The sequence below is a fragment of the Kitasatospora sp. NPDC032757 genome (assembly GCF_055579305.1).
This window is the reverse complement of record NZ_JBVINN010000001.1, coordinates 502,928-524,773: the sequence shown is the minus strand read 5'-3', so window position 1 is coordinate 524,773 and position 21,846 is coordinate 502,928. Positions and strand designations below refer to the sequence as shown.

General features: G+C 73.3%; 21 protein-coding genes and 1 riboswitch. Of the genes, 17 read left to right on the top strand and 4 right to left on the bottom strand.

The annotated features are described in order from the left end of the window. Positions 1-205 precede the first annotated feature (205 nt). A complete protein-coding gene (gene rpsD, locus ACZ5WK_RS02340; protein WP_063346792.1) occupies positions 206-820 on the top strand; it encodes a 30S ribosomal protein S4 in 615 nt (204 codons plus the stop codon). Positions 821-1,049: 229 nt separating this feature from the next. On the opposite strand, the gene ACZ5WK_RS02335 is transcribed toward rpsD, so the two are convergent. Together ACZ5WK_RS02335 and ACZ5WK_RS02330 are read right to left on the bottom strand one after the other, a co-directional pair. Beyond that, positions 1,050-1,370: a tetratricopeptide repeat protein gene (locus ACZ5WK_RS02335; RefSeq protein WP_465544352.1), complete on the bottom strand. Its 321-nt coding sequence runs from the start codon at positions 1,368-1,370 to the stop codon at positions 1,050-1,052. Between the two features lie 89 nt (positions 1,371-1,459). Further along, a complete protein-coding gene (locus ACZ5WK_RS02330) occupies positions 1,460-3,619 on the bottom strand; it encodes an ATP-binding protein (protein ID WP_465544086.1) in 2,160 nt (719 codons plus the stop codon). Between the two features lie 303 nt (positions 3,620-3,922). Here ACZ5WK_RS02330 and ACZ5WK_RS02325 point away from each other — a divergent pair, with 303 nt between their 5' ends. The 13 genes from ACZ5WK_RS02325 to ACZ5WK_RS02265 all read left to right on the top strand — a co-directional run bounded on the left by ACZ5WK_RS02325 (position 3,923) and on the right by ACZ5WK_RS02265 (position 18,018). Continuing rightward, complete coding sequence (locus tag ACZ5WK_RS02325; RefSeq protein ID WP_396321671.1) at positions 3,923-4,399, top strand: DUF948 domain-containing protein; 477 nt, start codon at positions 3,923-3,925, stop codon at positions 4,397-4,399. A 4-nt stretch (positions 4,400-4,403) separates the two neighbouring features. Next, positions 4,404-4,859: a DUF6167 family protein gene (locus ACZ5WK_RS02320; RefSeq protein WP_465544084.1), complete on the top strand. Its 456-nt coding sequence runs from the start codon at positions 4,404-4,406 to the stop codon at positions 4,857-4,859. Continuing rightward, a complete protein-coding gene (alaS, locus tag ACZ5WK_RS02315; RefSeq protein ID WP_465544082.1) occupies positions 4,859-7,528 on the top strand; it encodes an alanine--tRNA ligase in 2,670 nt (889 codons plus the stop codon). Before ACZ5WK_RS02320 ends, alaS begins: the two co-directional genes overlap by 1 nt. Next, positions 7,528-8,019, top strand: coding sequence for a Holliday junction resolvase RuvX (ruvX, locus tag ACZ5WK_RS02310; protein ID WP_465544080.1), 492 nt, complete (start codon positions 7,528-7,530; stop codon positions 8,017-8,019). Before alaS ends, ruvX begins: the two co-directional genes overlap by 1 nt. A gap of 90 nt (positions 8,020-8,109) precedes the next feature. Continuing rightward, positions 8,110-9,387, top strand: a complete 1,278-nt coding sequence (mltG, locus tag ACZ5WK_RS02305) for an endolytic transglycosylase MltG (protein ID WP_465544078.1) — start codon at positions 8,110-8,112, stop codon at positions 9,385-9,387. A 153-nt stretch (positions 9,388-9,540) separates the two neighbouring features. Continuing rightward, entirely contained in the window at positions 9,541-11,529 is a 1,989-nt protein-coding gene (gene mltG / locus ACZ5WK_RS02300; RefSeq protein WP_465544076.1) for an endolytic transglycosylase MltG, read from the top strand. Positions 11,530-11,563: 34 nt separating this feature from the next. Then, positions 11,564-12,394, top strand: coding sequence for a shikimate dehydrogenase (locus ACZ5WK_RS02295; RefSeq protein ID WP_465544074.1), 831 nt, complete (start codon positions 11,564-11,566; stop codon positions 12,392-12,394). A 304-nt stretch (positions 12,395-12,698) separates the two neighbouring features. Next, positions 12,699-13,883 (top strand): chorismate synthase, encoded by a 1,185-nt coding sequence (aroC, locus tag ACZ5WK_RS02290; RefSeq protein ID WP_396321663.1) that lies wholly within the window; start codon positions 12,699-12,701, stop codon positions 13,881-13,883. Next, positions 13,880-14,401 carry a shikimate kinase gene (locus ACZ5WK_RS02285; RefSeq protein WP_465544072.1) on the top strand — a complete coding sequence of 174 codons (522 nt, stop codon included), beginning with the start codon at positions 13,880-13,882 and terminating at the stop codon, positions 14,399-14,401. Before aroC ends, ACZ5WK_RS02285 begins: the two co-directional genes overlap by 4 nt. Next, positions 14,394-15,482, top strand: coding sequence for a 3-dehydroquinate synthase (aroB, locus tag ACZ5WK_RS02280; RefSeq protein ID WP_465544070.1), 1,089 nt, complete (start codon positions 14,394-14,396; stop codon positions 15,480-15,482). The genes ACZ5WK_RS02285 and aroB overlap by 8 nt, the downstream gene beginning before the upstream one ends. Positions 15,483-15,490: 8 nt before the next feature. Next, positions 15,491-15,919 (top strand): type II 3-dehydroquinate dehydratase, encoded by a 429-nt coding sequence (aroQ, locus tag ACZ5WK_RS02275; protein WP_396321816.1) that lies wholly within the window; start codon positions 15,491-15,493, stop codon positions 15,917-15,919. Positions 15,920-16,232: 313 nt separating this feature from the next. Next, on the top strand, positions 16,233-17,114 hold the full coding sequence (locus ACZ5WK_RS02270) for an AAA family ATPase (RefSeq protein ID WP_465544350.1): 882 nt from the start codon (positions 16,233-16,235) through the stop codon (positions 17,112-17,114). A gap of 94 nt (positions 17,115-17,208) precedes the next feature. Next, the gene (locus ACZ5WK_RS02265; protein WP_465544068.1) at positions 17,209-18,018 is read left to right on the top strand and encodes an Fpg/Nei family DNA glycosylase; all 810 of its coding nucleotides are present in this window, start codon (positions 17,209-17,211) and stop codon (positions 18,016-18,018) included. A gap of 152 nt (positions 18,019-18,170) precedes the next feature. Here ACZ5WK_RS02265 and ACZ5WK_RS02260 read toward each other — a convergent pair whose 3' ends face one another. After that, entirely contained in the window at positions 18,171-18,620 is a 450-nt protein-coding gene (locus tag ACZ5WK_RS02260; protein ID WP_465544066.1) for a DUF3995 domain-containing protein, read from the bottom strand. A 138-nt stretch (positions 18,621-18,758) separates the two neighbouring features. Between ACZ5WK_RS02260 and ACZ5WK_RS02255 the strand changes: the two genes are divergently transcribed. Further along, on the top strand, positions 18,759-19,277 hold the full coding sequence (locus ACZ5WK_RS02255) for an RNA polymerase sigma factor (protein ID WP_465544064.1): 519 nt from the start codon (positions 18,759-18,761) through the stop codon (positions 19,275-19,277). Continuing rightward, positions 19,265-19,753 (top strand): SRPBCC family protein, encoded by a 489-nt coding sequence (locus tag ACZ5WK_RS02250; protein WP_465544062.1) that lies wholly within the window; start codon positions 19,265-19,267, stop codon positions 19,751-19,753. The genes ACZ5WK_RS02255 and ACZ5WK_RS02250 overlap by 13 nt, the downstream gene beginning before the upstream one ends. 132 nt (positions 19,754-19,885) lie before the next feature. Here ACZ5WK_RS02250 and ACZ5WK_RS02245 read toward each other — a convergent pair whose 3' ends face one another. Next, entirely contained in the window at positions 19,886-20,314 is a 429-nt protein-coding gene (locus ACZ5WK_RS02245; RefSeq protein ID WP_465544060.1) for an ArsR/SmtB family transcription factor, read from the bottom strand. Positions 20,315-20,396: 82 nt separating this feature from the next. Further along, positions 20,397-20,588: riboswitch (cobalamin riboswitch) on the top strand. Positions 20,589-20,621: 33 nt separating this feature from the next. On the opposite strand from ACZ5WK_RS02245, the gene nicT reads away from it, so the two are divergent. After that, on the top strand, positions 20,622-21,845 hold the full coding sequence (nicT, locus tag ACZ5WK_RS02240; RefSeq protein ID WP_465544058.1) for a Nickel transporter NicT: 1,224 nt from the start codon (positions 20,622-20,624) through the stop codon (positions 21,843-21,845). Position 21,846 lies beyond the last annotated feature (1 nt).

Below are 21,846 nucleotides of genomic sequence, written 5' to 3'. Positions count from 1 at the left end.
GGAGCGTCGCGCACCGTTTCGGTGTCGCGTGCAGCCCACCAACCCCGGTTCGGTGGGCCACTCGTGTGCAAGCACTTCCGTGCCCGGCCTCGGAGAACGGCTGACCACACTGCCCGTGGGCGGTGCGGTTTTCCTCCGGACCGCGACGAGCGACCTCCGTCAACACCTGGTGAAGCCGTATTCGTAAGCAAGGAAGGTTTGGTTCATGGCGAACCAGAAGCGTCCCAAGGTCAAGATCGCGCGTGCGCTCGGCGTGCCGCTGACCCCGAAGTCCGTCAAGTACTTCGAGGCCCGCCCGTACCCGCCCGGCCAGCACGGCCGTGGCCGCAAGCAGAACTCGGACTACAAGGTCCGTCTGCTCGAGAAGCAGCGTCTGCGCGCCCAGTACGACCTGAGCGAGAAGCAGATGGCGCGCGCGTTCGACCGCGCCAAGAAGGCCGAGGGCAAGACCGGTGAGGCGCTCGTCGCCGAGCTGGAGACCCGTCTGGACTCCCTGGTGCTGCGTTCGGGCATTGCCCGCACCATCTACCAGGCCCGCCAGATGGTCGTCCACGGCCACATCGAGGTCAACGGCGGCAAGGTCAACAAGCCGTCGTACCAGATGAAGCCGGGCTTCGTGGTGACTGTGCGCGAGCGCAGCAAGGAGAAGGTCCCGTTCCAGGTCGCCCGTGAGGGTGGCTACGCGGGCGAGGGCCAGACCCCGAAGTACCTCGAGGTCAACCTGAAGGCCCTGGCCTTCCGCCTGGACCGTGCGCCGCAGCGCAAGGAGGTCCCGGTGATCTGTGACGAGCAGCTCGTCGTCGAGTACTACTCGCGCTGACCCGCGAGCGGTACGCCTGCCGTACCCAGCGAGCCCCCGCCGCCTTTCGAGGCGGCGGGGGCTCGCCCCTTTGCTGTGACTCGCCCGCTCGCCTCCGGGCGCTCGGGACCCGGCGCCGACGCTCATCGCTCCCGCGTTCCCTCCTGCGTCGGTCGCTTCATCGGTCTCTCGCTTTCGGCACCGGTGCGCCCTTTGGCCCGGGGCGGGACCGGGCCGCTCAGATGTCCTCTCAGACGTCCTCGCCGGTCATCGCGGCGGCCAGTCGCAGGTGCGGGCGGGCCTCCTCGGGACGGCCCTGGCGCTCCAGCGTCCGGCCGAGCATCAGCCGGGCGTAGTCCTCGGCCGGGGCGGCGTCGACGATGCGGCGCAGCTCCGCCTCGGCCCGGGAGAGCTGGGCCGAGTGGTAGTAGCTGCGGGCCAGCAGCAGCCGGACCGCGAGGTTGGCCGGCTCCTCGGCGAGGACGCCCTCCAGCATGCGGGCGGCGTCGGAGTAGGCCTTGGACTCGAAGTGGAACTTCGCGAGGCGGTACTCGTCGGCGGCGGTGTGGATGGCCACGGCTGCTCCTTCCGGGTCTGCTCGGCGCCGGTACCGGTGCGACGGTGCCGAGTGGTGCTGCCCGGTTGAGCAATGGACAAGTTTCAACTATTCCTGACCGGTGACGGGCGGGGCGCCGGCGGCACCGGGAAGGGGCCGGGCAGCGGCCCCGGGCCGTCCGCCCGGCCGTCGCCGCCGAGGGCGCGGTGGACGGCGGCGTCGAGGTCCAGCCGGGTGCCGCAGTCGAACCAGCCGGTGAACTCCTGCTCGGTCAGGCCGGCCCTGGCCCGCTCCTCGCACTCCCGGTGCGGGCCGTTGAAGGTGCGCGAGCCGAAGAACGGCTTGCCCACGGCCTGCCAGATGCGGTGCGCGGTGCCCTGCAGCACCCGGGCCTCGCGCAGGTCGCCCGGCTCACCCGGGCCGGCCGGCTCGGTCTCCAGCAGCGCCAGCAGGTCGATCGCCAGCACGATGCCGAGCAGGTCGCGGAAGAGGTGGTTGAGCCGGACGCTCTCCCGGGCCTGCGCGCGGGCCGGCCGGATCTCGCCGTTCAGCCAGTGCGAGTACGCCAGCGCGTACAGCGCGTACGCGTACACCCACTGCTCGCCGTGCTCCTCGCACTGCTCGCGGACCTGGCCGAGCCAGAGGTCGCCGCTCTCCTGGTCGCCCTGGAAGAGGTAGGCGATGCCCAGCTCGAACATGGCCATCAGGACGTTGCTGTTCAGCTCGCCGATGGTCCGGTAGTGCCAGAGCGCCTCCTCGAACAGCTCGGCGGCGCGGGCCGGTTCGTCGCCGATCAGCGCCGCGCAGCCCTGCCGGTGGACGGCGTAGGCGAGCGCCCGGTCGTCGCCGGTGTCCAGCGCCTGACGGCGGCACTCCTCCAGGGCGGGGCGGGCGGAGACCAGGTCGCCCTGGAGGGTGGCCATGTAGCCGGTGACCCAGAGCGCCTTGGCGCGGGCCTCGGTCGGCTGGGGGTCGAGGGCGAGCGCGCGGTCCAGCCAGTGCCGGCCCTCGCCGAGGTGGCCGCAGCCGACCCAGTAGAACCAGAGCGTGCCGGCCAGCAGGAGGGCGAGCTGCTCCTCGCCCGGTTCGGCGAGGCAGAACTCCAGCGCCGCACGGAGGTTGGGGTGGGCGAGCCCGGTCCGCTCGGCGGTCTCGGCCTGCCGGGGGCCGAACCACTCGACCTCACCCCAGGTGGCCACGCCCAGGTACCAGTCGCGGTGGCGGCGCAGCAGCCGCTGCTCCTCGCCGGCGGCGCGCAGCCAGTGCCCGCCGTACTCGCGCAGCGTGTCCAGCAGCCGGAAGCGGACGCCGACGGCGCTCTCCGCGCCGGTCCGGCCGGGAGGTGCCCCCAGCCGCATGACCACCGACTTGTTGATCAGCTCGGTCAGCAGGTCGAGCAGCCCGTCCGGTTCGAGGCCCTCGCCGGCGCAGACGTACTCGGCGGCCTCCAGGTCGAAGCTGCCGGCGAAGACCGAGAGGCGGGCCCAGAGTAAACGTTCCTGCACCGTGCAGAGTTCGTGGCTCCAGCCGATCGTCGTCCGCAGCGTCTGATGGCGCGGCAGCGCCGTTCTGGACCCGCCGGTGAGCAGCCGGAACCGGTCGTCCAGCCGGGCACTGATCTGCTCCACCGACAGCGAGCGCAGCCGGCCGGCTGCCAGCTCCACGGCCAGCGGGATGCCGTCCAGCCGGCGGCAGAGCTGGGCGATCCCCTCGGCGGTGGCCGGGGTGATCTCGAAGGACGGCAGCACCGCCCGCGCCCGGTCGGCGAACAGCCGCACCGCGTCCGGCAGCACGCCGGGGCGGACGGCGCCGACCGGCAGCGGCGCCAGCGTCAGCAGGTGCTCGCCCGAGGCGCGCAGCGTCTCCCGGCTGGTGGCCAGCACCCGCAGGCCCGGCACCGCCCGCAGCAGCGTGTCGGCCAGCTCGGCGCAGGGCTGCACCAGGTGCTCGCAGCCGTCCAGCACGATCAGCAGCCGGCGCCCGGCCAGCTGCTCGGTCAGGACGTCCAGGGGTGCCCGGGCGGTGCCGTCGGTCAGCCGCAGCGCCTCCAGCACCGCGTGGCCGAGCAGCAGCGGGTCCTGCACCGGGGCCACCTCCACCAGCCAGGTGCCGTCCGGGAAGGCGCCGGCCGCCCGGGCCGCCGCGCGCACCGCCAGTCGGCTCTTGCCCACCCCGCCCGGCCCGGTCACCGTCACCAGCCGGGAGGCGGCCAGCAGCCCGGCCAGGGCGGTCAGCTCCTCCTGCCGCCCGACGAAACTGGTCACCTCCGCGGGCAGCCGGCCGGGCGCCGGTGTCCGCCGCGCCGCCGTCCCTCTCGGCTCCGCTGTCGAGTCGCCGGCCAACCGATGCTCCCGGGTCCGGGCCCGGACCCTCACGGCCCGGACGTCGCTCGGACCGCCCCGGCGACGGCCCGCCCGGTGGAACGAGGTGACCAGTCGGAGGTTACGCGCACGGCTCGCACACCCGACCGGATCGCGGGAGCCCGACGGGCGACAACCCGGTCGGGAAACCCGGCGTCGGCGCGATAGGGTTCCCTCGGAGAACAGCAAGGCGAGGGAGCGCACAAGGTGTCCGTGGGAGAGCTGGCCGGGTTGCTCGTCGCCGTCTTCTGGGCGGTCCTGGTCACCCTGCTCGCCGTCGTCCTCGTCCGGCTCTCGCGGGTGCTCAAGGAGGCCACCGTCCTGGTCTCCGCCGTCACCGAACAGGCCGTGCCGCTGCTGACCGACGCGGGCGCCGCCGTGCGCAGCGCCAACGAGCAGCTGGAGCGGGTGGACGAGATCACCGCCAACGTGCAGGACGCCGCCGCCAACGCCAATGCGCTCTCCTCCACCGTCGCGGCCACCCTGGGCGGGCCGCTGGTCAAGGTCGCGGCCTTCAGCTACGGCGTCCGCAAGGCCGTCGCCAAGCAGAACGGCACCCTGACGCTGCCCACCCAGCCGGGCGAGCGCGAGGAGCTGGCCCGGCTGATCCGGGCCGAGGTGCGCGCCGCGACGGCGCCCAGGAGCGGCCTGCTCGCCCGGGTACGGCGTGCGGTGAGGGGCTGACGGCATGGTGCGACGCATCTTCTGGATGGCGGTCGGCGCCGGCGCCACCGTCTGGGCCATGAACAAGGCCAACGAGGCCGTCCACCGGCTCACCCCGGACAGCCTCTCCGGCACCGCCGCGCGCGGTGCGCTGCACCTGGGCGACGCGGCGAAGCGCTTCGCAGAGGACGTGAGGGCCGGCATGGCCGAGCGCGAGGAGCAGCTGCGCGAGGACCTCGGACTGGACGGCACCGCCGTCGTCGAGCCCCGCCGCCGCGGGGCCGCCGGGCTTCCCGGGAAGCGCTCCGGGCTGCCCCCCTCGCGCGAGCCCCAGTACCGAGCTATCTCGGCGGCGCCCGGCAGCCCGGCCGCCGCCCTGCCTTCGTCCAGCAGTGCCCGCAACACCCCCGAAGCCATCGAAAAGACGCCCCGCCGCGCGCTGCCGCAGCCGGGCGGTACCCCGAACCGGAAGGACCACTAATGGAGTCGGCAGAGATCCGCCGCCGCTGGCTGCGCTTCTTCGAGGAGCGCGGCCACACCGTCGTTCCGTCGGCGTCCCTGGTCGCCGACGACCCCACCCTGCTGCTGGTCAACGCCGGCATGGTGCCCTTCAAGCCGTACTTCCTGGGCGAGGTCAAGCCGCAGTTCTCGCGCGCCACCAGCGTCCAGAAGTGCGTGCGCACCCTGGACATCGAGGAGGTCGGGAAGACCACCCGGCACGGCTCCTTCTTCCAGATGTGCGGCAACTTCTCCTTCGGTGACTACTTCAAGGAAGGAGCCATCAAGTTCGCCTGGGAGCTGCTCACCAGCCCCGTCGCGGACGGTGGCTACGGCCTGGAGAAGGAGAAGCTCTGGATCACCGTCTACAAGGACGACGACGAGGCCGAGCAGATCTGGCGGGACGTCATCGGCGTGCCGTCCGAGCGCATCCAGCGCCTCGGCATGAAGGACAACTTCTGGTCGATGGGCGTCCCCGGCCCGTGCGGCCCGTGCTCGGAGATCAACTACGACCGCGGCCCCGCGTACGGCGAGGAGGGCGGCCCGGCGGTCAACGGCGAGCGCTACCTGGAGATCTGGAACCTGGTCTTCATGCAGTACGAGCGCGGCCACGGTGACGGCAAGGACGGTTTCGAGATCCTCGGCGACCTGCCGAGCAAGAACATCGACACCGGCCTCGGCCTGGAGCGCCTCGCCGCCATCCTCCAGGGCGTCGACAACCTCTTCGAGATCGACACCAGCCGGATGATCCTCGACCGCGCCGCCGAGCTGACCGGCCACACCTACGGCGCCGACCACAAGTCGGACGTCTCGCTGCGCGTGGTCACCGACCACATCCGCACCGCGCTGATGCTCATCGGCGACGGCGTCACCCCCGGCAACGAGGGCCGCGGCTACGTGCTGCGCCGCATCCTGCGCCGTGCCATCCGCAACATGCGCCTGCTGGGCGCCACCGGCGTGGTCGCCAAGGACCTCACGGACACCGCCATCAAGGCGATGGCCCCGCAGTACCCGGAGCTGGAGACCGACCGCAAGCGGATCGAGACGGTCGTCGCCGGCGAGGAGGCGGCCTTCCTGCAGACCCTGAAGGCCGGCACCAGCCTGCTGGACACCGCCGTCACCGAGACCAAGCAGGCCGGCGGCGCGGTGCTCTCCGGCGAGCAGGCGTTCAAGCTGCACGACACCTACGGCTTCCCGATCGACCTCACCCTGGAGATGGCCGAGGAGCAGGGCCTCCAGGTGGACGAGGCCGGCTTCCGCCGCCTCATGCAGGAGCAGCGGGACCGCGCCAAGGCGGACGCCAAGGCCAAGAAGATGGGCCACGCCGACGTCGCCGCGTACCGCGAGGTCGCCGACAAGTCCGGCGCCAGCGTCTTCACCGGCTACAAGCTCACCGAGGGTGAGGCCACCGTCGTCGGCCTGCTGGTGGACGGCCTCCCGGCGCCGGCCGCGAGCGAGGGCGACGAGGTCGAGATCATCCTCGACCGCACCCCGTTCTACGCCGAGGGCGGCGGCCAGCTCGCCGACCACGGCCGGATCCGGCTGGACTCCGGCGCCGTGGTGGAGATCCGCGACGTGCAGCAGCCCGTTCCGGGCGTCATCGTGCACTCCGGCGGCGTGCTGTTCGGCGAGGTCGTGCTCGGCGCCTCCGCGTACGCCACCATCGACGTGGACCGCCGCCGGGCGATCGCCCGCGCCCACTCGGCCACCCACCTGACCCACCAGGCATTGCGCGACGCGCTCGGCCCGACGGCCGCCCAGGCCGGCTCCGAGAACGCCCCCGGCCGCTTCCGCTTCGACTTCGGCTCGCCCGCCGCCGTGCCCGGCACCGTGCTGGTCGACGTCGAGCAGAAGATCAACGACGTGCTCACCCGCGAGCTGGACGTCACCGCCGAGGTCATGACGATGGACCAGGCCCGCAAGGCCGGCGCCATCGCCATGTTCGGCGAGAAGTACGGCGACGAGGTCCGGGTCGTCACCATCGGCGACTTCTCCAAGGAGCTCTGCGGCGGCACGCACGTCGGCAACACCGCCCAGCTGGGCCTGGTGAAGCTGCTCGGCGAGTCCTCGATCGGCTCCGGCGTGCGCCGTGTTGAGGCGCTGGTCGGCGTGGACGCGTACAAGTTCCTGGCCCGCGAGCACACCGTGGTCTCCCAGCTGACCGAGCTGGTCAAGGGCCGCCCGGAGGAGCTGCCGGAGAAGATCTCGGGCATGCTCGCCAAGCTCAAGGACGCCGAGAAGGAGATCGAGCGCTTCCGCGCCGAGAAGGTCCTGGCCGCCGCGGCGGGCCTGGCCGACGCGGCCGAGGACGTGCAGGGCATCGCCGTGGTGGCCGCCCAGGTCGCCGACGGCACCGGCGCGGACGAGCTGCGCAAGCTGGTCCTGGACGTGCGCGGCCGCCTCGGCGCGCGCCCGGCCGTCGTCGCCGCCTTCACCGTGGCCAACGACCGCCCGCTGACCGTGATCGCCACCAACGAGGACGCCCGCGGGCGCGGCATCAAGGCCGGCGAGCTGGTCCGGGTCGCCGCCAAGACCCTCGGCGGCGGCGGTGGCGGCAAGGACGACGTCGCCCAGGGTGGCGGCTCCAACCCGGGCGCGGTCGGCGAGGCCATCGCCGCGGTGCGCGGCCTGGTCGCGGAGCGCGCCAACTGATGGTCGAGGAACCCCAGGCGGAACGGCCCCCCTTCCGGCGGGGGCGGCGGATCGCCGTCGACGTCGGTGACGCCCGGATCGGGGTCGCGTCCTGCGACCCCGACGGGGTGCTCGCCACGCCGGTGGAGACCGTCCCCGCCGGGGTGAAGTCGCAGGCCAGGATCGCCGCGATCGCCGAGGAGTACGACGCGATCGAGGTGATCGTCGGGCTGCCGCGCTCGCTCAGCGGCAAGGAGGGCCCGGCGGCCGAGAAGGTCCGGGCCTACGCCACCCGGCTGGCCAACCGGCTCTACCCGGTGCCGGTGCGGCTGGTCGACGAGCGGATGTCCACCGTCACCGCGACCCACGGCCTGCGGGCCTCCGGGGTCAAGGCGAAGAAGGGCCGCTCGGTGGTCGACCAGGCCGCCGCGGTGGTGATCCTGCAGACCGCCCTTGAGTCCGAACGGGTGAGCGGGCGGCCGCCGGGCGAGAGCGTCGAGGCGGTCAGCTGATCGGTCTGGTCTAACGTCCCGGTGAGGGGCCCGTGCGGACGCGTCCGCACGGGCCCCTCGCTCCGTTTCCGGGACCGCCGAGGGGGCGCAATGACCGACCAGGACTTCACCCCGGGGCTCACGCCCGGCCACCTCGGTGCGCCGGTGATGGAACCGGAGGGCCGCGCGCCGGGCACGCCCCGGCCCCGCCCCGATGCACCCGATCCACACCGTCGGCGCAACGGCCTGGCCTGCGGGCTGACCGCGCTCGCCCTCGTCGCCGTCTTCGGCGGGATCGGCCTGACCGGCTACACCTGGCTGCGGGGGCAGCAGAAGCCGCCGGCCGCAGCCGACTTCGCGGGGGTGGGCAGCGGCCAGGTCCAGGTCTCGGTGCCCGAAGGCGCCGGGCTCTCCCAGATCGCCTCTGCGCTGGTGCGCAACGGCGTGGTGGCCAGCTCGCTCGCCTTCACCCGGGCGGCGAAGGGGAGCGCGGCCGCCGCGGGGCGGATCCAGCCGGGCACGTACACGCTGAAGCAGAAGATGTCGGCGGCCGCGGCGCTGGCGATCCTGGTCGACCCCGCCAACGCCAACGGCCTGACCATCCCCGAGGGGTGGCGCGGCAACCAGATCTACGCGGCGATCGACAAGAAGCTGGACCTGCCCGCGGGCACCGCCCAGAAGGCGGCCCAGGAGCAGGCCGGCGAGCTGGGCCTGCCGGAGTTCGCCAAGGGCAGCCCCGAGGGGTACCTCTTCCCCGCGACCTACAGCGTGACCGACGGCACCACCGCGGTGGACCTGCTGAAACAGATGGTCGAGCGGGCCGGCAAGGAGTTCGCCAGGGACGACGCGGACGTCGTCGCGCAGAACCTCGGGCAGAGCCTGTACGGGCTGGTCACCATCGCCAGCATGGTCCAGGGCGAGGCGGACAACACCGAGGACATGGCCAAGGTGGCCCGGGTCATCTACAACCGGCTGGCCAAGAACATGCCGCTGCAGCTGGACTCCACGATCAACTACGCGCTCGGCCGCTCGACCCTGAACACCACGGTCGGCGAGACCAAGCTGGACTCGCCGTACAACACCTACCTGCACGCCGGCCTGCCGCCGACGCCGATCGGCAACCCGGGGCGGCAGGCGATCATGGCGGCCGTCGACCCGGCGCAGGGGGACTGGCTCTACTTCGTCACCGTGAAGCCGGGGGACACCCGGTTCACCGACAGCTTCGAGGTGCAGCAGCGGAACGTGGCGGAGTTCAATGCCAACAACGCGGCCAAGGCGAGCGGGTCGGCGTCTGCGTCGGCTTCCCCGGGGAGCGCGTCTGCGGAGGCTTCGGGGGCATCGGGGAGTGGTTCTGCGGAGGCCTCGCCGGCTGCGCCGGGCGGGCACTGACCGAGGCGTCGACCCTGCCGGTGACCGGTCTGCGGTACGGTAACGTCTCCCTCCAGGCGATGCAGTAGCACGCCGGTTCGAGAAACAACCGGGACGCCGTCCCGGGACGGCCGGTCCGATCCTCCGGCCGTCTCCGTCGGTGTAAGGGGATCAATGACCGATCTGGGTCGGGGCTACGGCCCCCAGGGCTCCGAGCCGTGGCACCCCGGTGATCCCGCGTACGGAGGCCAGCAGCCGGTCCCCGGCCAGCAGGACGGCCAGTGGCAGCAGCAGCCGCAGGCTCAGCAGCCCCAGCAGTACGGCGGTGGCCAGCAGGGCTACCCGCAGCAGATGCAGCAGCCGGCTCAGCAGGGGTACCCGCAGCAGGGCTACCCGGCCGAGTACGCGCAGCAGCAGCAGTACGGCGGGCAGCAGTTCCCGCAGGGGCAGCAGCAGCCGCAGTACGGCGGTGGCCAGCAGGGCTACCCACAGCAGGGCGGCCAGGTGCCGGGTGGCGGCCAGGGCTTCCCCGGCCCGCAGGGCTACCAGGACCAGCAGGGTTACCAGGACCAGCACGGGTACCAGGGTCAGCAGGGCTTCCCGGGCCAGCAGGGCCAGCAGGGATTCCCCGGACAGCAGCAGAACCCCCAGGGGTTCCAGGGCCAGCAGCAGGGCTACCCGCAGCAGGTGCCCCAGCCGGGCGCGGGTCAGCAGGGCATGCCCCAGCAGCAGATGCCCGGTCAGCCCGGCGCCGGTCAGCCCGGTCAGCCCGGCGTCGGCGGGCCTGGTGCGGGTCAGCCCGGTGCGGCGCCGCAGCCGGGTGGGCGCGCGGCCCGGCGGCAGCAGCAGGCTGCGGCCCCGGCCGGCCCCGGTGCCGACGGCATCGACTGGGAGGCCGAGGCCGCCGCACTGGAGGCCGGCGGCCACCCGGCCGAGGCGGAGCCCGAGGCGGCCGAGGACGAGTGGGACGGCCACCAGGACGACTACGCCGGCAGCGGCGAGGACGAGAACGGCGGCTTCCTCGGCGAGGAGGACAACTCCCGCGAGGGCAAGAAGAAGCGCAAGGAGAAGGGCAAGAAGTCCGGGCGCCGTAACGGTGGCGCCTGCCTGGTGGTCGCGCTGGTGCTGCTCGGCGTGGCCGGCGGCGCCGGTTGGTGGGGCTACGGCTTCTACAAGGACCACTTCGGCCCGCCCCCGGACTTCCAGGGCGAGGGCACCAGCAGCGTGCAGGTCGAGATCAAGAAGGGCTCGACCGGTGGTCAGATGGGCATGACCCTGAAGGCCGCCGGCGTGGTCAAGAGCGTCGAGGCGTACACCCAGGCCTGCGACAAAGAGCCCAAGTGCACGACCATTCCGTATGGCTTCTACGCGCTGAAGAAGGAGATGTCGGCCTCGGCCGCCCTCCAGGCCCTGCTCGAGCAGAACGGTGGCGCCGCGCTGGTGCTGCCCGAGGGCCTGAACTCCACCGAGGTCTACGCCAAGATCGACGACAAGCTGAAGCTGCAGAAGGGCACCACGGCGGACGTCGCCAAGGCGCAGGTGGCCAACCTCGGCCTGCCGGCGTACGCGAACGGCAACATCGAGGGCTTCCTCTGGCCGACCCGGTACAACATCGCCGAGGGCATGAAGCCCGAGGACCTCCTCAAGCAGATGGTGAAGAACGCCACCGAGAAGTACCAGGGCCTGGACGCCCAGGCCTCCGCCGCGGGGCTGAAGAACGGCTACGAGGTGGTCATCGAGGCGAGCATCCTGCAGCGCGAGGGCAACAACCCGCCCGACTTCGCCAAGATGGCCAGGACCATTCAGAACCGCCTCGCGGCCGACGGTGAGATCAAGCACCGCCTGGGCATGGACACCACGCTCCAGTACTCGCTCGGCCGCAAGGTGCTCGACAAGAAGGACATCGACGACGCGTCCAACAAGTACAACACCTACATCAACCCGGGTCTCCCGCCCGGGCCGATCTCCAACCCCGGCGAGGACGCGATCAACGCGGTGACCCACCCGGCGGACGGAAAGTGGTTGTACTTCATCGCGATGGACGCGACGCACACCCTCTTCGCGGAGACGGACAAGGAGCACGCGGCCAACGTCGAGCAGTACTGCAAGGCGGCCGGCCAGGGCTTCGACAAGGTGCGCGTCCACTGCACCACCGCCAAGTAGCCCGCGCGGGTAACTCGCCTACGGAGAAGCAGCGTTGACCAGCAAGCACCGGGCGGCCGTCCTCGGCTCGCCGATCGCCCACTCGCTCTCGCCGGACCTGCACCGGGCCGCCTTCGCGGCGCTCGGCCTGGACGGCTGGCGCTACGACCGGTTCGAGGTGGACGAGGCCGGGCTGCCCGGCTTCCTCGCCGGGCTGGACGAGGCGGAGTGGACGGGCCTGTCGCTCACCATGCCGCTGAAGCGGGCGGTCATCCCGCTGCTCGACGAGGTGAGCGCGACGGCCCGCTCGGTCGAGGCGGTGAACACGGTGGTGTTCACCGCCGACGGGCGGCGCACCGGGGACAACACCGACATTCCCGGGCTGGTCAACGCGCTGCGCGAGCGCGGCATCACCGAGGTGCCGGGCGCGGCGGTGCTCGGGGCCGGGGCGACCGCCTCCTCGGCGCTGGCGGCACTGGCCCAGATCTGCACCGGTGAGGTGACCGTCTACGTGCGCAGCCCCGAGCGGGCACGGGAGATGGCCGAGCTGGGCGAGCGGCTGGGCGTCGCCGTCCGGACGGCCGGCTGGGAGCACGGCGCCGAGGCGCTGGCCCAGCCGCTCACCGTCTCCACCACGCCGGTCGGCGCGACCGACGCCTTCGCCGCCGGGCTGCCGGCCGCGCCCGGCGCGCTGTTCGACGTGCTGTACCACCCGTGGCCGACGGCGCTGGCCGCCGCCTGCGCCGAGCGCGGTGCGACCGTGCTGGGCGGGCTGGATCTGCTGGTGCACCAGGCGGTGCTGCAGAGCGAGCGCTTCACCGGCCGGACGCCGGGCCCACTGGCCGCCGTCCGGGCGGCGGGCGAGGCGGCGCTCGCCGCGCGCTGACGCGGGCGGGGTGGCCCGGGCGGGCGCCGACGCGGGCGGGGTGGCCCGGCGGGTGCTGTTGCGGCGCGTCCTGCCACACCGGCACGACGTGCCGTGGCGCGGGATGCACGTGTGGCATTTTGTGCCACTGCGGCAGGTCCGGCCACCGGTCGCGGGTCGTTGCGTCCGTCGGTTGGCCGGTTGCTGTCCGTCACCCGGACTCTGCTCCCGGGTGCGCCCAGGGCATGAAAGGATTCAGGGACAAAGGCACGCCCGGGCGGGTCACGGCTGCACCCGTGGCCGGTCCGCTGATGAAGGAGCTCCGTTGGGTACGTTGCGCTGGCTGACGGCGGGGGAGTCGCACGGCCCCGCACTCGTCGCGACGCTGGAGGGCCTGCCCGCCGGTGTACCGGTCACCACCGCCGTGGTGGCCGACGCGCTGGCGCGCCGCCGGCTCGGCTACGGTCGCGGCGCACGGATGAAGTTCGAGCAGGACGAGGTCACCTTCCTCGGCGGTGTCCGGCACGGCGAGACCATGGGCAGCCCGGTGGCGATCATGGTCGGCAACACCGAGTGGCCGAAGTGGGAGCAGGTCATGTCGGCCGACCCGGTCGACCCCGAGGTGCTGGCCGGCCTCGCCCGCAACGAGGCGCTGACCCGCCCGCGCCCCGGCCACGCCGACCTCGCCGGCATGCAGAAGTACTCGATCGACGAGGCCCGCCCGATCCTGGAGCGCGCCAGCGCCCGTGAGACGGCCGCCCGGGTCGCGCTCGGCGCCGTCGCCCGCGCGTACCTCAAGGAGACCTGCGGCATCGAGATCGTCAGCCACGTGGTCGAGCTGGCCGCCGCCAAGGCCCCGGCCGGCGTGCTGCCGCTGCCCTCCGACGAGGCGCGCCTCGACGAGGACCCGGTGCGCTGCCTGGACGCCGACGCGTCGAAGGCGATGGTCGCCGAGATCGACCAGGCCCACAAGGACGGCGACACCCTGGGCGGTGTGGTCGAGGTGCTGGCCTACGGCGTGCCGGTCGGCCTCGGCTCGCACGTGCACTGGGACCGCCGGCTGGACGCCCGCCTCGCCGCCGCGCTGATGGGCATTCAGGCGATCAAGGGCGTCGAGGTCGGCGACGGCTTCGACCTGGCCCGGGTGCCCGGCTCCCAGGCCCACGACGAGATCGTGCCGACCGCCGACGGCATCAAGCGCACCTCCGGCCGCTCGGGCGGCACCGAGGGCGGCCTGACCACCGGCGAGCTGCTGCGCGTGCGCGCCGCGATGAAGCCGATCGCGACCGTCCCGCGCGCCCTGCAGACCCTGGACGTGCGCACCGGCGAGCCGGCCAAGGCCCACCACCAGCGCTCCGACGTCTGTGCCGTGCCGGCCGCGGGCATCGTCGCCGAGGCGATGGTCGCCCTGGTGCTGGCCGACGCGGTGAGCGAGAAGTTCGGCGGCGACCACGTCTCCGAGACCCGCCGCAACGTCCAGGGCTACCTGGACAACCTGATCGTCCGATGACCACGCCACTGGTGGTGCTGGTCGGCCCGCCCGGCAGTGGCAAGTCCACGGTCGGGCGGGCGCTCGCCGAGCGCCTCGGCGTCGGGTTCCGGGACACCGACGCCGACATCGAGCAGCTGGCCGGCAAGCCGATCCCGGAGATCTTCATCGACGAGGGCGAGCCGCACTTCCGCGAGCTGGAGGCGAGCGCCGTGCGCGCCGCCACCGGGACCCACGACGGTGTGCTCGCGCTCGGCGGCGGCGCCGTCATGGCCGAGGCCACCCGCGCGCTCCTGCACGAGCTGCCGGTGGTCTTCCTGGAGGTCCCGCTGGCCGACGCGGTCAAGCGGGTCGGCCTGGACGCCCCCCGCCCGCTGCTGGCCGTCAACCCGCGGGCCCGCTGGCGCGAGCTGATGGAGGCCCGCCGCCCCCTCTACCTGGAGGTGGCCACCGCCGTCGTCGACACCGCCGGCCGTACGCCCGGACAGGTCGCGGACGCCGTACTGGAAGCACTGGAGCTGAAGACCCCTCATGAGTGACACCGTCACGATCCACGTCGGCGGCAGCGCCGGCCACGACCCGTACGACGTGCTGGTCGGGCACCAGCTGCTGGGCGAGCTGGCGCCGCTGATCGGTACCCGGGCCAAGCGGGTCGCGCTCATCCACCCGGAGGCGCTGGCCGCCACCGCCGACGCGATCCGCGAGGACCTGCTCGGCGAGGGCTACGAGGCGATCGTCCTGCAGGTGCCCAACGCCGAGGACGCGAAGAGCGTCGAGGTCGCCGCGTACTGCTGGTCGGTGCTCGGCCAGACCGGGTTCACCCGCAGCGACGTGATCGTCGGCCTCGGTGGCGGCGCCACCACCGACCTGGCCGGCTTCGTGGCCGCGACCTGGCTGCGCGGGGTCCGCTGGATCTCGATGCCCACCACGCTGCTCGGCATGGTCGACGCGGCCGTCGGCGGCAAGACCGGCATCAACATCGCCGAGGGCAAGAACATGGTCGGCGCCTTCCACCCGCCGGTGGGCGTGCTGGCCGACCTCGACACCCTGGAGACGGTGCCGAAGCACGACTACGTCTCCGGCCTCGCCGAGGTCGTCAAGTGCGGCTTCATCGCCGACCCGGCCATCCTCGACCTGATCGAGGCCGACCCGGAGGGAGCCAAGACCCCGGCCGGGCCGCACACCGTCGAGCTGATCCGCCGCGCCATCCAGGTCAAGGCCGACGTGGTCTCCGGGGACCTCAAGGAGGCCGGCAAGCGCGAGATCCTCAACTACGGCCACACCCTCGGCCACGCCATCGAGCGCAACGAGCGGTACAAGTGGCGGCACGGCGCCGCGATCTCCATCGGCATGGTCTTCGCCGCCGAACTCGGCCGCCTGGCCGGCCGGCTGGACGACGAGACGGCCGACCGGCACCGCACCGTGCTGGCCTCGGTCGGCCTGCCGCTGAGCTACCGCGCGGACGCCTGGCCGAAGCTGCTGGACGCCATGAAGATCGACAAGAAGTCGCGCGGCGACCTGATCCGCTTCATCGTCCTGGACGGTCTCGGCAAGACCTCCGTCCTGGAGGGCCCCGACCCGTCGCTGCTGGTCGCCGCCTACGCGGAGGTCTCCTCGTGACCCGGGTGATGGTGCTCAACGGCCCCAACCTCGGCCGGCTCGGCAGCCGCGAACCGGACGTCTACGGCGCCACCTCGTACGCCGGGCTGGTCGAGCGCTGCACCGTGCTCGGCAAGGAGTTCGGCTTCGAGGTCGAAGTCCACGAGACCAACTCCGAGCAGCAGATGGTGGAGTGGCTGCACGAGGCGGCCGACGGCCGGGTCCCCGTGGTCATCAACCCGGGCGCCTTCACCCACTACTCGTACGCGATGCGCGACGCCGCCGCCCAGCGGACCGCGCCGCTGATCGAGGTGCACATCTCCAACCCGTACGCCCGGGAGACCTTCCGGCACACCTCGGTGATCGCCGCGGTCGCCTCCGGGACGATCGCCGGGTTCGGCCTCGGCTCGTACGAACTGGCGCTGCGCGCGCTCGCGGAGCAGCTCACCACACGTTGAGGCGGCGGCAGCCGCCCTCGTCAGCGGCCCGGCGGCGGACTGTGCCCGCTGCCGGGCCGACGTGTAGTGTCCCGCTGGAGGAAGTCGGGAGGTGACCGTGACGCAGTACGCCGGGGGTGGGCACGTCCCCCCACGTCCCGTCGCCCCACCGGTCCCGCCGTACCCCGGCACCGCGACCGCCGCGGCGTCGCCGGCCCCGCCGCAACCGGCAGGCGCGGTGGCGCAGGGCGCGCCCCGCGCGCCCCAGGCCGTGTCTGCACCATCGGTGGTTCCGCAGCCTTCGCCGGTGGCCCCTCAGTCTTCGCCGGCCGCGGTGCAGCCTTCGCCGGCCGGGGTGCAGTCTCCGCCGGTGGCTCCGCAGCCGGTGGTGCCCTTGCCGGTCGCACCGCAGGCCGCAGGCCGGCCCCCGTACGGTGGGCACCCGGCCGTCCCGCCGACCGGTCCGGCACCGGTGCCGCCGGGCGCGCCCGTGCCGCCGCCCGGTCCGATGGCACCCGCGGCACCGGTCGTCCCCTCAGGCCCTGCTCATTCCGCCGCTCAGCCCCCGGCGCCCGTGCCCGCCGGGTCCACCGGGCACTTCCTGCTGCCCTCCGGCGCGCCCGTTCAGCTCCCGGCGCACCCGCAGCCGCACGCGCCCACCGGGCCGCTCGCCGTGCTGCTGATCGGCCCCGCCGGTGCCGGCAAGACGACCGTCGCCCGGCACTGGGCCGAGCGCCGGCCCACGCCGACCGCGCACATCAGCCTGGACGACGTCCGCGAGTGGGTGCAGTCCGGCTTCGCCAACCCGCAGTCCGGCTGGAACAACGCCTCCGAGGCGCAGTACCGGCTGGCCCGCCGCACCTGTGGCTTCGCCTGCCGCAACTACCTCGCCAACGGCATCTCGTGCATCATCGACGACGCCGTCTTCCCGGACCGCCCGGCGATCGGCCTCGGCGGCTGGAAGCGCCACATCGGGCCCGGCATGATCCCGGTCGTGCTGCTGCCCAGCCTGGACTCGGTGCTCAGCCGCAACGCCCGGCGCAGCGGCAACCGGCGGCTCAGCGACGAGGAGGTGGCCCGGATCCACGGGCGGATGGCCGGCTGGTACAACTCCGGGCTGCCGATCATCGACAACTCGCACCTGGACGTCGCCGCCACCGCCGCCGAGCTGGACCGGGTGATCCTGGCACGGCTGATGGGTATCCCGGTCCGCTGAGCCGCCTGGCCCCGGGCCCGCGCCCGGCCGGGCTGTCGGTGCCGGCTGCGATGATGGACGCGTCCTGTCGAACCACCCGGGGGAGCTGACGCCCGTGCCGGAAGGCCACATCATCCACCGCCTCGCCGCCGAGAACGCCAGGGCCTTCGGCGGCCGACCCGTCCGGGCCAGCAGCCCGCAGGGCCGGTTCGCCGACAGCGCCAAGCTGGTCGACGGCCATGTACTGACGGGTGCCGAGGCCACCGGCAAGCACCTCTTCCTCGGCTTCGAGGGCGGCTCCTGGGTGCACATCCACCTCGGCCTGTACGGCGGGTTCACCTTCGGCGAGGGCCCGGCGCCCGAGCCGGTCGGCCTGGTCCGGCTGCGCCTGGAGAACGACGACTCCTACGCGGACCTGCGCGGCCCCAACACCTGCGCGCTGATCACCGGCGCCGAGAAGGCCGCCGTCGCGGACCGGCTCGGGCCCGACCCGCTGCGCGCGGACGCCGACCCGGAGCCGGCCTGGCGGCGGATATCCGGCAGCCGGACGACGGTCGCCGCGCTGCTGATGGACCAGAAGGTGCTGGCCGGCGTGGGCAACGTCTACCGTGCCGAGGTGCTGTTCCGGCACGGCATCAACCCGCACCGGGCCGGTCGCGACCTCACCCGCGCCGAGTGGGACGCGATCTGGGCCGACCTCGTCGCCCTGATGCACGAGGGCGTCGGCGCGGGCCGGATCGACACCGTCCGCCCCGAGCACACGCCCGAGGCGATGGGCCGTCCGCCCCGGGTGGACGACCACGGCGGCGAGGTCTACGTGTACCGCCGCGCCGCGATGCCCTGCCTGGTCTGCGGCACCGACGTCCGGACCGAGGAGCACGCCGCCCGGAACCTCTTCTGGTGCCCGGCCTGCCAGCAGGCCTGAGGACCGCCCGGTCGGCGGGCCGACCAGGTCCGGGCGGTCCCCCGGCCGGCCGCGCCGAGCCGCGCCGATCCGAACCGACCCGGCCTGAGGCTCGGTGGGTCGGCCGAGCCGGTCCGGGCAGGAGCCGTCAGCCGTCAGCCGTACAAGCCGTGTCAGCCGTCCGCCCGCTCGCGGGCGACCGACCAGGCGGCGGCTGCGCTGGCCAGGCAGAGCGGCGTGTAGAGCGCCAGGTTGAGCGCGTAGAAGACCGAGCCGGTGTCGGCTCCGATCCCGGCCGCCCAGACCAGCCCGGCCAGCCCGCGGGCGAGCATCCCGCCGGCCACCGCGCGAGGGCCCCAACGCAGCGCCACCGCGGGCACCCGGTGGGCCAGGCCGTCCAGTACGCCGCCCCGGGCGAGTACCAGGGCCGCCCCCGTGAACAGCGCCGCGGCGAGCGGGAGGACGACCGGTGGGGTGAACGGCACGTCGGCGTTGAGCACGGCCTGGGAGAGCGACGCCCGTCCGGCCGCCGGCCAGGTGCTGCCGGTGGCCCAGTAGAGGTGCAGCAGGCCGTCGCTGGCGAGCACGGCGGCGACGGCGACGGCGGTACGGCGGCGGTTCATGGTGGTCCCCCAGGGGATGCGACGGTGTGTCACCCGCAGGAGCGGCCCTGCCCGCCGGACGTTCCCGTGGCGAGCGTCACACCGGGAAGTCGCCCGGGCGAGGGAACGTCCGGGCCTCCCGCCGCCTCTGATGCGGATGTGGATGGTCCCGACACCCGAACCGCGAGTGACCTCGCCGCCCTGGTCCGCGCCGCCCAGCGCGGCGACCAGCTGGCGGTGAGCGGACTGCTGGAGCTGGTCACGCCCTATGTCCGCCGGCTCTGCGGCCCGATCGCCCTGGACGACGGCCCCGACGCGACCCAGGAGGCGCTGATCGCCGTCTTCCGCAACCTGGGGCAGCTCCAGGACCCGGCCGCGCTGTTCGGCTGGGTCCGCTCGATCGCCGTCCGGGAGGCGGTCCGGCACGTGAAGCGGGTCGCCCGCTGCGTCCCGGCCGACCTCTCCGAACTGCCCCGCCCCGGTGATCCGCAGCTGGCCACCGACATCGAGGACGTCCTCGCCCGGCTCAGCCCCGAGCACCGTGCCGTCCTGGTCCTGCGAGACCTGGATGGCCTGGACGAGCGGTCCACCGCCGACCTGCTGGGCGTGGCGGCCGGCACCGTGAAGTCCCGGCTCTCCCGGGCCCGACTCAGCTTCCGAAGGGCGTGGCAGCAGTGAGCGCGCAGAACCCCTGGCCGGTGGCGGCCTTCGACCCGGTGCGCCGACTGCACGTCATCGCCGCCGTCACCCCCGGCGCCGACGTCCGCGAGACGGTGATCGACGCGCCGTTCGACCAGGTCTGGGCGGTCGCGGCGGACCTGGAGAACGGGCTGCCGCGCTGGCTGCCGGACCTCCGCTCCGTCCGCCTCACCGCGGGCCCGGCGGACGGCCGCGCCGAGGCCCTGGTGGTGGGCCACAGCCGGCTGCGGGCCCGTTTCGACGTCGAGCTGACGCCCGGCTGGTGCCTGATGCGCAGCCGCTTCCTGCTCGGCGGCATGGCCGCCCGCCCCGAGCCGGGCGGCACCCGGTTCGCCTTCCTCGGCGCCTTCCGTCTCCCCGCCGCCGGCCTGGTCACCCGCGCCCTGCGGCCCGCCACCGACCCGCTGGCCCGGCGCTCGCTCCGCCGCTTCGAGCGGCTGGTGCGGGAGGGGTGACCCCGGTCGCCCGGAACGGTTGATGCCGGCTCGGGAGCCCCCGCCGGCCGGACACGCCCGGAGCGGCCGGTGGCCTCGCCCGGGGTGGTTTCCGGGCGGGTCGGCAGACGGGCGGGTCGGCCGACAGGTGGGTCAGCCGGCTGCGGCGGTGGGCCCGTGCCGGTCGGTCGCGGAGCCGTCGGCGGTGTCGGGCGCGGGCTCGTGGTGCTCGGCGGCGGCGCATTCGTCCAGCAGGGGGCGCATGGCATCGTCCACGAGCCGGTAGCGCACCACGCGTCCGTCCCTGTCCCCGGTGACCACGCCGGCCGTGCGGAGCAGTCGCAGCGCCTGTGAGACGGCGGGGTCGCGCATGCCGGTGGCGACGGCGAGGTCGGTGACGGCGAGGGGACCGGCGCGGTGCAGGGCGAGCAGCAGGGAGAGCCGCCCCGGGTCGGCGAGCAGTGAGAACCGCTCGGCCCAGGACCGGACGTGCCCGGTGTCGCCGATGGCGGCGATGGCCTCGCAGACCCGGTGCCCGTCGATGGTGCGCTGACCCGCGCGGTCGGCCGGTACGAGATGCATGCGGACATTCTCGCAGGCCTCGGCCTGTGATCCTGGACACCTGCGCAGGTGCGCAGCCTTGCAAGGGTGATGCGGGGACCCCTACCGTGTAGCCCGCCGTGGTGCTCGGGAAGACCGGTGACGAACCCTCAGGGGTTCAAGTCCGGAGCGGCCCTCGCCACTGTGATCGGGGGAGTCGTCCGTACCCACGACGCCACTGGGCGCCTCGCGCGCCTGGGAAGGCGGGTACGGAAGCCCCGTCAGCCAGGAGACCGGCCACGGCATCTCACGAACGACTTTCCACGAGGTGCTGGAGCGTGATCCGCAGATGACCGTGCCCGAAACCGCCGCTGCTCCGGCGGCGCCGTCCGTCCTGCCCACTTTCCGCTGGAGGCGGGAGGACACCGTCCGCACGGCCGGGTTGATCGGTGTGATCCTGGCCATGCACGTGGTGGCGTTCGGGACGCTCATATTCTTGGTCGCCCCGGAGAAGTACGAGGTCGGCACCCAGGTCTTCGGGGTGGGCCTGGGCATCACCGCGTACACCCTCGGGATGCGGCACGCCTTCGACGCCGACCACATCGCGGTGATCGACAACACCACCCGCAAGCTGATGGCGGACGGCAAGCGCCCGGTCTCGGTGGGTTTCTGGTTCGCCCTCGGCCACTCCTCGATGGTGGTCATCATGGCCGCCCTGGTGGCGGGCGGCGCGCAGCTGGCCAACACGCTGATGGACGACGAGTCGGCCACCCACCAGTGGCTCGGTGTGGTCGGCACCTCCGCCTCCGGAGCCTTCCTCTACCTGATCGGCGCGCTCAACCTGGCCGCCCTGTTCGGCATCCTGAAGGTGTTCCGCTCGATGCGGGCCGGGCAGTTCGACGAGGCCGAGCTGGAGGAGCACCTCAACTCGCGCGGCTTCCTGGCCCGGGTGCTGAACCGGGCGACCCGCTCGATCACCCGGCCCGGCCAGATGTTCCCGGTCGGCATGGTGCTCGGCCTCGGCTTCGACACCGCGACCGAGGTGACCCTGATGGTGATGGCCGGCTCCGGCGCGGCCTCCGGGCTGCCCTGGTACGCGATCGTCTGCCTGCCGCTGCTGTTCGCGGCGGGGATGAGCCTGTTCGACACGCTGGACGGGACGTTCATGAACTTCGCGTACCAGTGGGCGTTCTCCAACCCGGTGCGCAAGGTGTACTACAACCTGACCATCACCGGGCTGTCGATCGCGGTGGCGTTCATCATCGGCACCATCGAGCTGGTCGGGGTCCTGCACGAGAAGCTGGACCTCACCGACCCGGTCAGCGGCTGGATCGCGGACATCTCGCTGGACAACGTCGGCTACGCGATCGTCGGGCTGTTCGTGGTGGTCTGGGCGGCGGCGATCGCCTACTGGCGGGTCGCGGGGGTCGAGCAGCGCTGGAGCCCCCAGGCGGTGACGCCGGGCGCGGAGCCGGCCGCCTCGGAGGCGGCTGCTCCGCAGGCCGCAGCGTCGGGCGCCGCAGCGTCGGAGGCCGCTGCGTCGGAGGCCGCTGCGTCGGAGGCCGCGAAGTAGC